The organism is Tahibacter harae, from assembly GCF_024437735.1.
Lineage (GTDB): Bacteria > Pseudomonadota > Gammaproteobacteria > Xanthomonadales > Rhodanobacteraceae > Tahibacter > Tahibacter harae.
Genome location: NZ_JANFQO010000001.1, coordinates 305,591 through 319,134, shown reverse-complemented (window position 1 = coordinate 319,134; position 13,544 = coordinate 305,591). Strand labels below are relative to the sequence as shown.

The window sequence follows — 13,544 nt, the reverse complement described above, 5'->3', positions numbered from 1 at the left end:
GGCGGGGCGGACATCATGCAGGTCGTCGATTGCTTCGTCCGTGGATTGCGAGGTTGCACCCGGATCCCGGTCATTGAGAAATCATCATTCAATTCAACGCCTGCAGGTGCTGCGCCAGCCAGGCCTTGGCGAAGCGCCAGTCGCGCACCACGGTGGCGCGGGAAACGCCGCAGCTCTCGGCGATTTCTTCCACGGTCAGGCCGGAGAAGAATTTGAGTTCGACCAGGCGCGAGCAGCCGGCGTCGACCTGTTCCAGCGCCTCGATCGCCGCGTGCACGGCCAGCCAGTCCACGCGCAGGTCGATGCTGTCGCCGCCGGCCGGTTCGGCCTGGTCCAGTTCGCTCAGGCGTACGAAGGGCTGGCCGCCGCCGCGCTTGTCGCGGCCGCGGGTGCGCAGTTGGTCGATCACGAAATGGCGGATGGCGCGCGCAGCCATGGCGAAGAAATGGGTGCGGTCGCGGTATTCGATGCGGCGCGAGCCGAGCAGGCGTTCGTAGGTCTCGTTGACGATCTCGGTGGCGCTGAGGGTGAGATCGGTGGACAGGCGCCGCAGCCGCGCCTGGGCGATGCCGCGCAGCACGGGGTAGATCGCGTCGAACAATTCCCTTTCCGCACTGCGGTCGCCGCTGCGCCAGCGGGCGAGCAATGCGGTGAGTTCGGTGGGCGGGCTGGCCATCATGAGGTCCTGTAGCCGGTGGCGTGCGCCAGATTATGGCAAGCGCGCCCAGGCGTGTTCATCCGTATGGAAATACCGGAGGCATCTACGGGGCTTTCCGCAAAAAAGCGCCGCGCATGATCGGCACGGAGGAAGAAACCGGCGCTTCGGGGCGGGCCGTGTAGCGCCGTCAGGCGCCCCCTCGCTCTGGCGCGCCCGCCCGGCTGCAGCGGCCGGACCCAGGGCCAGGCGCTAGGCTGCGCAGCGGCAAGTCCGGCGCCGCCGGAACGGCGCCGCAACCTTGCCGGTGGCGCGGCGCGGGATCAGCCGGCCTGCTCGCCCGAGCGGTGGGCAATCCAGGCGCCGACCAGGGCCGAGACGTACGGCACGGCCTGGGCCGCCAGAATGATCATCCATAGTTCGCCTTCGGTGTACTGCAGGCCGAAGGTGACGGCCATGCCGGCGATGGCGCAGAGCAGGGCAATGAACATCAGCAGTTCTTCGCGCACCGAGCTGAAGGCGCTGGGGCGCTTGGACAGGCGGCGGCTCTTGGCGGTGCGGACGAATTCGCCCTTCTTCTTGATCAGGCCCATGAAGATGCCGCGGGCGATGGCGTGGCTCAGCGCCATGCTCGCGATCGAGGCCATGATGGTGTCTTTCCACGAGCAGGGCACGCGCACGCGGTAGAGCGCGATGCCGAACACCGCCTTGGACACGAAGAAGCCCATGATGGGCACCAGGAACAGCTGCAGCGGCAGATTGAAGTACTTGGGCAGGGACAGCATCAGCGCGGTCCAGACCAGGGCCATCAGGGTGAATACCAGGTGCAGCGCGTCGGCGAACCAGCTGAACCAGCCGGTGAGGAAGTGGAAGCGCTGGCCGGCGCTGAGCGGGCCCTTGCGCGTCATCCAGTCCCAGCGGCCCTTGAGGATCTGCATGGCGCCGAAGGCCCAGCGGTAGCGCTGCGACTTGTAGGCGGTGAAGTCGGCCGGGGTGAGGCCGCGGCCCATGATCTCGTCGACATAGACCAGTTCCATGCCTTCCTGCATCAGGCGCAGGCCCAGCTCGGCGTCCTCGCAGATGGTCCATTCCGACCAGTTGCCGGTGCGCTCCAGCGCATCGCGCCGCACCATGGTCATGGTGCCGTGCTGGATGATGGCGTTGCGCTCGTTGCGGTGGTGCATGCCGATGCGGAAGAAGCCGTCGTATTCCCAGTTGGTCATGCGGCGGAATTCGTTGTGCTCCCAGTCGCGGTGCGCCTGCGGGCACTGCACCACGGCCACCTTGGGATTGTGGAAATAGCCCGTCAGCGCCTTGAGCCAGTCCGCGCGCACGGCGTAGTCGGCGTCGACCGCAGCGACGACTTCGGCGCGCGGGTCGGTCTGGGTCAGGCCGAAGTTGAGCGCGCCGGCCTTGAAGCCGGGCCAGGGGTTCAGGTGGAAGAAACGGAACTTGTCGCCGAGCTTGGCGCAGTGTTCCTCCACCGGTTTCCACACGGCTTCGTTCTTGGTGTTGTTGTCCAGCACCAGCACTTCAAAATTGTCGTAGTCCAGCGCGGCCAGCGAATCCAGCGTGAGTATCACCATCTCCGGCGGCTCGTTGCAGCAGGCCAGGTGGATGGAGACGAAGGGCTGGCGCTCGTCCGGCGCCGGCGTGAGCAGGCCGAAGCCGCGCAGCCAGCTGCGCCGCCAGATTACTTCCGTGAACTCGAAGGCGTTGATGAGCAGGATGGCGATGATGGCGAGCTGGGCGGGCATGAGCACGCCGAGCATGGCCCAGTCGATCGGGTCCAGGTAGAAGGTGTAGGGCACCGTGGTGGACCACACCAGCACGCCGGCGGAAAGCTGGATCAGGGTGAGGAAGAACAGCCGCCCGGCCACGCGGAAGCGGGTGAAGGCCCAGGCGAACCAGATCATGGGGAACAGGGCCAGGCCGGAGGCGGCCAGCGCCTTCCACGGCCAGCTCGGATCCTCGATGACCGGGCCGACCATGGAGAACTTGGGATTGCGGTCGGCGCCGAACACACCCCAGTAGGCCTCGGCGCGGCCGCCGGTTTCTTCCTTCCAGGGCTGGTCGAAGGCCTCCATGATGTAGTAGTCGAGGTTCTGCTCGCGGGCGAAGTTCAGCCACTCGCGGATGAAGCGCGCCTGGTTGGCCAGGGTGGGATCGGCGCGCTTGCGCCGGTCGCCGTAGCTGGGCCAGCCCACTTCGCCGATGACGACCTTCTTGCCCGGATACAGCTGCTGTATTTCCAGGTAGTTGTTCATCGCCGCGGCGACGGCTTCCTTGCGGTCCACCTGTTCCCAGTAGGGCAGGGTATGGATGGTGATGAAGTCGACGTGCTTGACCAGCTCGGGATACTTTTTCCAGATATGCGCCGGTTCCGCGGTGGACACCGGCTGGCGGATCGCGGCGCGGGCGCGGTCCAGGTAGTCGATCATCTGCTCGATCTTGATGTCGTCGCGCAGCATGGTCTCGTTGCCGACCATGACCCGGTCGATGTTGGGCCAGCGCCGCGCGGCGCTGATGAGCGCATCCAGCTCCAGCTCATTGTGCTCGGTGCGCCGGTCCAGCCAGGCGCCGGCCATCACATCCAGGCCCAGGTCGCGGGCCAGGCGCGGTATGGCCGCGCTCTCCAGCGAGGAATAGGTGCGCACCCGCTTGGCGTTCTTGGCGATGATGCGCAGGTCCGAGGCGAGTTCTTCCTCGGTCGGGTAGTTGTCGCGCAGCGGGCTCTGGTAGCGCTGGAAGGCGGAGAAGGCGAAGCCTTCGATCTTGCCTTCCCAGTTGGGAATCTGCACCGGCCGGTTGACGTAGGCCCACAGCGCGATGTTCAGCGCGGCGACTATGAAGGCGAGGAGGATGGCGCTCCACAGCGATTTCTGGACGACAGCGGGCTGCGGATCGCTCAAGACAAACCTCGGGAAATGCGGGCAAGAACGCAAAGTGGCGCGCAGGATAGCCCATGCGCGAAGGGCCTAACAACGCGGCCGCGGCGGCCGCCTCAGGGCGCCGGCGGCGGGCTGCCGCGCCAGTGCTTGAGCGCCACCGGCAGCAGGGCCAGCAGCGCCATCAGCAGCACCGGGCCCAGCACCCAGGGGTCGACGAACAGGCTGCCGTCCAGATGCCCGCCTTCGGTCAGGTTCTTGGCCAGGCCGGCGCCGAGCAGGCTTTCCACCGTGGTCATGACCGAGCCGGCCAGGGCGGTGGCGAGCAGGAACAGCCACAGCGGGCAGCGCAGCCAGGCCAGGGCGACGGTGACCGCACCGAAGGGGAAGAACGGCACCAGGCGCAGAAAGAAGGTATAGCTGACCGGGTGGGCCAGGTAGCCGCCGCGCAGGCGCTCGACCAGGGCCGGCGCACCGGCCTCGCCGTGGCTGCCGAAGGCGAAGCGGCTGGCGCCGTAGAGCACCAGCGCGCCCAGGGTGACGCCGATGGACGAAAGCAGGGCGCCGTACCAGCCGCCGAACAACATACCGCCGGCCATGATCAGCACCACGCCGCCGGGAATTCCGGTGGATATGGCCAGGGTGACCACGCCGACCAGGATCAGCGGCGCCAGCAGCGGATGCTGCGCCACCTGCTGCTGCAGCAGGTCGTGCTCGCGCGCCAGCACTTCGGGGCGGAAGTGGTCGAGCAGGCCCGAGGCGAACAGGGCCAGGCCCAGGCCGGCCAGCAGCAGTAGCGGAAACAGCGGGCGTAGGCGTTTCATGCCGCGGCGATGATCCAGGACGCGCGCATGGCGCGGGAGGCTTGGGGCCTCCGCGGCAACTGGCGTCGCCGGGGAGGATTTGCAACGGCAGCGAGCGCTTTGCGGACCGGCCGGCAGCGGACAACCGCCGCGGGGCGGAGTGCATTCCGCGGCAGGTCTGGCAGGTACGGGGCCGGCAGTCAGTCCAGGCGCCGGCTATCGGATCCGCGCGCAGCGTTTCCCCGCTGCAGCGCCGGCATCCGGCCGTCGCCGCCGTGGCGCGGACAAAAAAATGGGGCCGGAAACCCGGCCCCATCTTCGCTTCCACGGGCAAGTCTAGCCGATCACTGGGCCGACTCGAAGCCGTCCTTGAAGATATGGTCGGCATCCAGGCCGAACACGAAGCCGTCGTGATCGGAGGCGGCGATCGCGATGTTGGGGCAGCCCGGCGGGATGGTCGCCGGCGCCGTCGGCACCACGTTGCACAGGCGTTCCCACTCGGCCGGGGCGTCGTTGGCGGCGCGGCCGTAGTCGAAGCCGGTGAAGATGGCCTTGGCCGACTGGCTGAGCAGGGCGTGGTCCAGCGACTGCAGGGTCGGCAGGTCGCGGGTGCTGAAGCCCTGGAAGTCGCCGAAGTTTTCCGTGAACAGGAACGAGTAGCGCTCGTTCTCCGGCAGCGACATCACCGCGTTCCACAGCGGCGGGTTGACCACGGTGTTGGGCGCGTAGTCGAGCAGGTTGGCGGCATCGTCATAGGTGCCGGCCATGGCGCCGAGCATGTGGGTCCAGCCGTCGCTGAACTGGTAGTCGTTGAAGTCGCCGACCACCGCGAACAGCATGCCCGGATTGGCCTGCTGGAAGGCCTGGATCTGCTCGGCGTGGTACTTGCCCTGCAGGAAGCGCTTCTGGCGGTTGCGGTCCACATCGGCCTGGGTGCAGGAGGCGCCGCCGGTCTGGTCGACGCAGGAGCGCGACTTGGGATGCACCACCATCACGCCGAACGGCTGGTTGCCGCTGGCGGTGAAGGTCGCCTGCAGCAGCAGCGGCGGACGGTCGTTGAGCAGGGCGGTGGGGCTGCCGGTCGGGTCGTTCCAGGTCAGGGTCTTGCCCAGCTGGGTGGTGCTGGTGATGGAAACGCGGTCGGTGCGCACCAGGAAGCCCACGTCGATGCCGCCGACGTCGTTGCCTTCCTCCAGGCGTGCGGCATAGGGCACGCCGGTGTCGGCGGTCAGCTTGCTCGCCAGCGCCTGCAGCACGGTCAGGTTCTCCACTTCGACCACGCCGAGCACGTCGGGCAGCTTGAGCACTTCGTTCACGTACTTGGCCAGGCGCGCCACCTTGTAGTTGAAGCCGGCGGCGGTCGGCGTCGGCGCCAGGCAGGGGTCGGAGCCGCTGGGCGCGTTGTTGGTGGTGTCGCAGAAGCGCAGCATGTTGAACGCGCCGATGCGCAGCTCGCCGGCATTGCCCGGATCGCGCACCGGCCGCGGCACGGCGGCGGCCTGGGTCACGGTGAATTCGGTCGCCCACAGTTCGTAGTCGCCGAAGTCATAGCCCATCACGCCGACGGCGCTGAAGCGGGTGCCGCCGATGATGGCGGTGTCCTGCGGCACGCCGCCGAAATAGTCGGCGTCGATCTCGAACAGCTCCGGATTGCCGTCCCACTGGCCCGCGGCGATGTTGCCGGCGGTGGTGGTCAGCGGATACAGCAGGCCCGGTTCGCGGATGCCGCGGCGGCCGTTGGCGGTGACGAAGACTTCCGCGTAGGTCTCGGTGGCGGGCGAGCCGAAGCGCTGGTTGCCGGTGCTGACCAGGCCGTCGGCAATGCGCACGCGCATGAACTCGAAGCACTCGAAGTTGCTGCCGGCGGTGACGCAGGTCGGGTTGTGCGGATCCGGCGACGGCACGCTGGCGTTGAATTCCACCGGCGTGGGCAGCGGGTTGCCGTTGCTGGTGATGGTGACCGTGGCGAAGGTGATCTCGGTCAGGCCGTTGAATTCGGTGATGGTGCCGCTGACGTCGACCATGTCGCCGACCGCGACGGCCGGGGCCGTGACGGTGTAGACGTAGATGCCTTCGGAGGTATTCGGATCCGCGTCGGCGCGGTTGTCCGGCGCCTGCATGGTGAAGCCCTGCGGGCCGCGGCCGGTGACGATGTTGCCGCGCGTGACCACGGTGCCCGACAGCGGCGTGGCCATGCCGGCGCCCTGCAGGGTGTGGATTTCGAGGAAATCGTCGTTGGTGATGGTGCCGGTGGCGCTGCCGTCGAGCACGTTGGCCTGGGTCACGCCGGACAGGGTGACGGTCAGGGTCTCGTTCGGCTCGTAGGCGGTGTCGCCGTTGACCGTGACGACGACGCTGCCGCTGCTGGCGCCGGCGGCGATGCTGCCGGCCTGGCTGTTCAGGGCGGCATAGTCGTTGTTGGCGACGGTCGCGGTGCCGTCGGCGGTACTGACGGTGAAGCTGATGCCGCCGGCCGGGGCCGGGCCGGACAGGGTGACGGGGAAGGTCAGCGCGGTGGTGCCGCTGTTGCCTTCGGTCACCGAGGCATCGCCGATGCTCAGGTCCGGCGCGAAGTCGTCGTTGGTGATGGTGCCCACGCCCTGGCCGTCGCCGATGCTGGCGCCGCCGGTGGGACCGCTCAGGTTGACCAGGAAAGTCTCGTCGGATTCGAGCTTGGTGTCGCCGTTGACCAGCACGGTGACCGTGGTGGAGGTCTGGCCGACCGGGATGGTCGCGGTGGTGGCCAGCGCGGCGTAGTCGTTGTCGGCGGTGGTGGCGCTGTCGTCGGCGGTGGCGACGCTGACGCTGATGCCGCCGGCGGGCGCCGCCAGCGTGGAGCTGATGGTGAACACGGCGTTGACCGTGCCGCTGCCGCCTTCGGTGACGGTCACGTTGTCGACGGACAGGCTGGGCGTCACGGCGACATCGTCGTTGAGGATGGTGCCCAGGCCCTGGCCGTCGGCGATGGTGGCGCCAACGGGATTGCTCAGGTTGACGAAATAGGTTTCGTCCGGCTCGGCGGTGTCGTCGCTGAGCAGGGGGACATTGATCTGCGCCGAACTCTGGCCGGCCGGAATGCTGACGCTGCGGCTGGTCGCGGTGTAGTCGCTGCCGGCGGTGGCGGTGTCGTCGGCGGTGGCAGCGTCGAAGCTAGCGGGCAGACCGGAGACGGCCGACAGCGAGACCGTGAAGGTCGCGGTCGGGTTGGTGCTGCCGTTGCCTTCGTTGATCGCCACGTTGTCGATGGACAGGGTCGGCGCGGTGTCGTCATTGGTGATGGTGCCGACGGCTTCGACATCGCCTGCAGTGGCGTTGGAGAGAGCGCTCAGGGTGACCTTGAAGGTCTCGTCGGCTTCGTACAGCGCGTCGCCGTTGATGGTCACGCTGACCGTGCCGCTGGACTGGGTGGCGGCGATGCTGCCGCTGCCGCCGGCGATGGCGACATAGTCGCCGCTGGCGCTGGTGGCGGTGTCATCGGTGGTATCGACAGTGAAGCCCACGCCGCCGGCCGGGGCCGGGCCGGACAGGCTGACGTTGAAGGTCAGCACGGTAGTGCCGGAGACGCCTTCGGCGATGCTGGCATCGGCGATGGACAGGGTCGGCGTGCCGCCGCCGCAGGGATTGGCCGGGCTGGCGCTGTTGCGCGGGACCGGCGTGGTCACGGTGAAATCGGTGGAGTTGTTGCCGGTGTCGGTGCAGCCGTTGGCATTGCGCAGCGCGCCGGTGCTGACGCTCAGCACGGCAGTCGGCGCCGTCTCGAAGCAATTTGCGCCGCCGAAGCCGACGACATCGACCACGCCGGCAGTCGGGCAGGCGCCGTTGAGCGCGGTCGTGTTCGACACCAGGGCGACCTTGCCGGCCGTGGCCGACAGGTTGAGCCCGCCGGTCGCGTCCGGCGTGGGGAGCGTGGCGCCGACCGTGCCGCCGCCTTCCTGGATCAGTGCATAGGCGCCGGGCTGGATCGTCAGCGCGGGCAGGTTGTGCACGCTCCAGGCGCCGGTTCCGCCGGAAGAACCGTACTGGATCGAATAGCTCGACAAGGTCACCGCGGTGGTGCCGCTGTTGAACAGCTCGATGTAGTCATTCTTGTACGAAGTCGCCGCGTTGGTGCCGCCGCCGCCGCCGTAGACCTGGCTGATGACGACGGCCGCATCGGCGCTCGTCACGGCTGACAACAACGCGAGTCCGGCAAACAAGGCTCGGTGCTTGCGAAGCATGTGTGATCCCCACGTGTAATGAATGCCCGGCCACGAGCGGCCAGGGGTTTGAATTCAAGGAATTCAGGGTCCTGCAATTCGTTGCGCGCCGCGCCCTGCGGTGCGCTTACCCGGCCGTCCGGCGCAGGGGCCGGGCAGTGCGACTCGCCCGTCGCATCGGGGCAGGCGTGGGCGCTCGGCCGCGCGCCTGTCGAAAGGCCAGGCAGGCTATCACGCCCATTTGACGTTTTCATGTACTGCGGCGCGGCTGGCGCACAGGGGCGCGGCAGCGCGCCGCGACAGGGCCGCGCCGGCCGCGAAGCCGGCGCGGCCGGGACACTCAGGCGAGCAGGGAGCGCAACATCCAGGCGGTCTTCTCGTGCGCCTGCATGCGCTGGGTGGCGAGGTCGGCGGTGGGCTGGTCGGAAGCCTTGTCGGCCAGCTGGAACACTTCGCGCGCGGTGCGGGCGACCGTTTCATGGCCCTCGACCAACTGGGCCACCATGTCGCGCCACTCGGGTACGCCGGTTTCTTCCTTGATCGAGGAGAGCTTGGCGAACTGGGCGCCGGAGGCCGGCGCGGCCAGGTCCAGCGAGCGGATGCGTTCGGCGATCTGGTCCAGGGCCAGCCAGAGTTCGTTGTACTGGGTCTCGAACATCAGGTGCAGGCTGTTGAACATGGAGCCGGTGATGTTCCAGTGGAAACCGTGGGTCTTCAGATAGAGCGTATAGCTGTCGGCGAGCAGGCGGGACAGGCCCTTGGCAATCGCTTCGCGGTCCTTCTTGGCAATGCCGATGTCGATACCCATGTGCAGACTCCAGTTTGGTTCAGGCGCCCCACTTTACCGCGCCGGCGGGGGCGCCGGTGACGCCGGAGACGATAGTCGCGATAGGCAGCCGCTATCATTGGCGGTTCCGCGGGCGGTTGCCCCGAGTTTTGAACGTAATGACCCAGAAGAATCCTTCCCGCGCCGCGGCGCGGCCCGAACCCGGTTCGCCCGCCGCGCGCGTGGCCGCCCAGCGCAAGGCCCTGGACGGCGTGCTGGTGCGGGATTTCGCGCGCCTGCTCGGCCGCTGGCGGCGTTTCAGCGAAGCGCCGGACAAGGCCGAGGCCGCTGCGCTGGACCGGCTCGACGCCGATATCGCCGCGTCCGCCGCGCGCCGCGCCGCGCGCGCGGCGCGGGTGCCGCCGATCCGCGTAGACGAATCCCTGCCCATCGCCGCCCGCGCGGATGAGATCGTGCAGCTGATCCGCAAGCACCAGGTGGTGGTGCTGGCCGGCGAGACCGGTTCGGGCAAGACCACCCAGCTGCCCAAGCTGTGCCTGGCCGCCGGCCGCGGCGTGGCCGGCCGCATCGGCTGCACCCAGCCGCGCCGCATCGCCGCGCGCAGCGTGGCGCACCGGGTGGCGCAGGAACTGGGCAGCGAGGTCGGCAAGCTGGTCGGCTTCCAGGTACGCTTCAGCGATCAGGTGTCGGAGGAGTCGCTGATCAAGTTCATGACCGACGGCATCCTGCTGGCCGAGACCCAGAGCGACGCCTGGCTCAACGACTACGACACCATCATCCTTGACGAGGCGCACGAGCGCAGCCTCAACATCGATTTCCTGCTCGGCTATCTCAAGCGCCTGCTGGCCAAGCGGCGCGACCTCAAGCTCATCGTCACCTCGGCCACCATCGATACCGCGCGCTTCGCCGCGCATTTCGGCAATGCGCCGGTGGTCAGCGTGGAAGGACGCAGCTATCCGGTGGAAGTGCGCTGGCGTCCGCCGGTGGCCGAGGCCGGCGCCGAAGGCGGCCGCGCGCGCGCGGCTGAGCGCGGCGAACTCAGCCTGGTCGAGCAGATCGTCGCCGTGGCCGACGAGATCACCGCCGAGGACCCGCGCGGCGACGTGCTGGTCTTCCTGCCCGGCGAGCGCGAGATCCGCGACGCCCATCTCGCCCTGGCGCGGCGCCAGTACCGCGCCACCGAAGTGCTGCCGCTGTACGCGCGCCTGTCGGCCAACGACCAGGACCGCGTGTTCAAGCCCGGCGCGCAGCGGCGCATCGTGCTGGCGACCAATGTCGCCGAGACTTCGCTGACCGTGCCGCGCATCCGCTACGTGATCGACACCGGCACGGCGCGGGTCAAGCGCTATTCGCCGCGCAGCCAGCTCGAACGGCTGCATATAGAACCGATCTCCCAGGCCGCCGCCGAGCAGCGCAAGGGCCGCTGCGGCCGCGTCGCCGCCGGCGTCTGCTTCCGCCTCTACGGCGAGCAGGATTTCCAGCAGCGGCCGCGCTATACCGATCCGGAAATCCTGCGCAGTTCGCTGGCCGGCGTGATCCTGCGCATGCTCAGCCTGAAATTGGGAGAAGTCAGCGAATTTCCTTTTGTCGAGGCGCCGCCGGAGCGCGCCGTCGGCGACGGCTACCGGCGCCTGGCCGAACTGGGCGCGATCGACGAACGCAAGCGCCTGACCGCGGTTGGCCGCACCATGGCCCAGCTGCCCATCGACGTAGCCCTGGCGCGCATGCTGATCGAGGCGCGCGAGCGCGGCGCGCTGCGCGAGGTGCTGATCCTGGCTGCGTTCCTGAGCATCCAGGACCCGCGCGAACGCCCGGCCGATGCGCGCCAGGCGGCCGACCAGGCGCATGCCCAGTTCGCCGATCCGCGCTCGGACTTCGTCGCCGTGCTCCGGCTGTGGCAGGCGCACGCGGCGGCGCACGAGGAACTGAGCCAGTCGCGCCTGCGCGACTGGTGCCAGGCGCGTTTCCTGTCCTACCTGCGCATGCGCGAATGGCGCGAACTGCACCGCCAGCTGCTGCTGCAGAGCGAGGAACTGGACTGGACCCTCGCCGGCGTCAGCCTGCCGCCCGGCGAGGCCGATCCCGCCGCCGCGCCGCTGCTGGATGCGCCGGGCTACGAGCAGGTGCACCGCTGCCTGCTGTCGGGCTGGCCCACCCAGGTTGGGCGCAAGGACGAACGCGGCCAGTACCGCGGCACGCGCGAGCGCCGCTTCCAGGTGTTTCCGGGCTCTTTCCTAGCCAAGTCGCCGCCGCAATGGCTGCTGGCCGGGCAGATCATCGACCTGCAGAAAGTCTACGGCCTGCTCAATGCGCGGGTGGAACCCGAGTGGATAGAGCAGCAGGCCGATCACCTGGTCAAGCGCAGCTGGCGCGATGCGCACTGGTCGCGCAAGCGCGGCGCGGTGATGGCCTATGAGCAGGTCAGCCTGTTCGGGCTGATCCTGGTGGAAAAGCGCCAGGTGCAGTTCGGCGCGCAGGAGCCGCAGCTGGCGCACGAGGTGTTCCTGCGCGAGGCCCTGGCGCGCGGCGAGATCGACGCCAAGGCCGACTTCGTGCGCGCCAACGCGCGCGTGCTGGCCGAGGCGCAGGAGCTGGAAGCCAAGCAGCGCCGTGCCGGCCTGGTCAAGGACGAGGCCGCCCTGGCCGCCTGGTTTGCCGGCAAGCTGCCCGGCGACATTTCCAGCGCCGCCGCGCTGGACGCCTGGTATCGCCGTGCCTCGCCGACCGAACAGGCCGCACTGCGCTGGTCGCTGGACGATGTGCTGGGCGCGCGCGCCGGCATCGCCGCGCAAGACTATCCGCCGCGGCTGGATCTGGGCGGGCACAAGCTCAAGCTGGAATACCGCTTCATTCCCGACGATCCCGCCGACGGCGTCAGCCTGCAGCTGCCGCTGGCCTTCGTGAACGCCGTGCCGGCGGCGCGCTGCGAATGGCTGGTGCCCGGCCTGCTGGCGGAGAAAGTGGCGGAACTGATCCGCGGCTTGCCCAAGGCGCTGCGGCGCAATTTCGTGCCGGCGCCGGATTTCGCCCGCGCCTTCGCCGAAAGCGAGGCGCCGCGCGATGTGCCGCTGGCGCAGGTGCTGGCCGCGTATCTGCAGCGCGTCACCGGCGTCGGCGTGAGCGAGGCGGACTTCGCCGGCATCGAGCTGCCGGCGCACCTGCGCATGCATTTCCGCGTCTACGACGAGCAGGGCCGCACGCTGGAACAGGGCCGCGACCTCGCCCTGATCCAGGCCAACTGGAGCGGCGCCGCGCGCGCCGCCTTCTCGCGCCAGGCCGATGCGGACCTGACCCGCGAAGACGTGGAAACCTTCGATTTCGCCGAGATCCCCGCCTCGCTGCAGAGCCAGGGCAACCTGGTCGCCTATCCGGCCCTGGTCGACCTTGGCGACAGCGTGGCCCTGCGCGTGTTCGAGCGCCGCGACGAAGCCCTGGCCGAGCACCGCGCCGGCGTGCTGCGCCTGCTGCGCCGCGCCCTGGCCGACCGCATCAAGCAGGCGCGCCGGCAGCTGCCGATCAATCACGCGCTGGCGCTGAAATACGCCGGCATCGCCAGCGTGGAATCGCTGCGCGAGGACCTGATCGAGGCGGCCTTCGGCGAACTGGTTGCCGCGCGCGACCTGGACCTGCGCCGGCGCGAGGATTTCCAGCGCGTCGAGGCCGAACTGGGCCGGCAGCTGTTCCCGGCGGCGGTGGAGTGGCTGCGCCTGGTCGAGGACGTGCTGGCCGCCTATGTCGAACTGGGGCCGTGGCTGAAAGCGCCGCTGATGGGCTATGGCAAGGCCAATTACGACGACCTGCGCGAGCAGCTGGACAATCTGATGCACGCCGGCTTCGTGCGCGAGCTCAGCCGCGCGCGCCTGGCGCATTACCCGCGCTACCTCAAGGCCATGCGCCTGCGCGCCGAGCGTCTGCGCGTGGACGCCAGCCGCGACCAGGCGCGCCTGCTGGCGGTGCAGGGCTACTGGCGCGAATACCTCAAGCTGCGCGCCAGCGGCGTCGCCGCGGCCGAGCTGGAGGAACTGCGCTGGCTGGTGGAGGAAATGCGCGTGTCGGTGTTCGCGCAGGAACTGCGCACGGCCGAGGCGGTATCGCCCAAGCGCCTGCAGAAAGCGATCGAGAACCTGCGCGCCGCGGGGCGCTGAGCGGGAAAGGCGGCGAAACGCGCCGGCGCGGCGGGCGCCGGGCGCGGATCCCGGCCGGCGCCCGCCGGCC

At 69.0% G+C, this 13,544-nt stretch carries 6 protein-coding genes; 1 reads left to right on the top strand and 5 read right to left on the bottom strand.

What is annotated here, in order from left to right:
• Positions 1 to 88: 88 nt before the first annotated feature.
• From NM961_RS01360 to NM961_RS01340, 5 genes are all read right to left on the bottom strand, one after another.
• Positions 89 to 679, bottom strand: coding sequence for an ECF-type sigma factor (locus tag NM961_RS01360; RefSeq protein WP_255910437.1), 591 nt, complete (start codon positions 677 to 679; stop codon positions 89 to 91).
• A gap of 299 nt (positions 680 to 978) precedes the next feature.
• Positions 979 to 3,567: a glycosyltransferase family 2 protein gene (locus NM961_RS01355; RefSeq protein WP_255910436.1), complete on the bottom strand. Its 2,589-nt coding sequence runs from the start codon at positions 3,565 to 3,567 to the stop codon at positions 979 to 981.
• Between the two features lie 92 nt (positions 3,568 to 3,659).
• Positions 3,660 to 4,367 (bottom strand): TVP38/TMEM64 family protein, encoded by a 708-nt coding sequence (locus tag NM961_RS01350; protein ID WP_255910435.1) that lies wholly within the window; start codon positions 4,365 to 4,367, stop codon positions 3,660 to 3,662.
• Positions 4,368 to 4,690: 323 nt separating this feature from the next.
• Positions 4,691 to 8,512 (bottom strand): Calx-beta domain-containing protein, encoded by a 3,822-nt coding sequence (locus NM961_RS01345; RefSeq protein ID WP_255910665.1) that lies wholly within the window; start codon positions 8,510 to 8,512, stop codon positions 4,691 to 4,693.
• A gap of 370 nt (positions 8,513 to 8,882) precedes the next feature.
• Positions 8,883 to 9,350, bottom strand: a complete 468-nt coding sequence (locus tag NM961_RS01340) for a Dps family protein (RefSeq protein WP_255910434.1) — start codon at positions 9,348 to 9,350, stop codon at positions 8,883 to 8,885.
• Between the two features lie 137 nt (positions 9,351 to 9,487).
• On the opposite strand from NM961_RS01340, the gene hrpA reads away from it, so the two are divergent.
• Positions 9,488 to 13,474: an ATP-dependent RNA helicase HrpA gene (gene hrpA / locus NM961_RS01335; RefSeq protein ID WP_255910433.1), complete on the top strand. Its 3,987-nt coding sequence runs from the start codon at positions 9,488 to 9,490 to the stop codon at positions 13,472 to 13,474.
• The last annotated feature ends 70 nt before the right edge of the window (positions 13,475 to 13,544 follow it).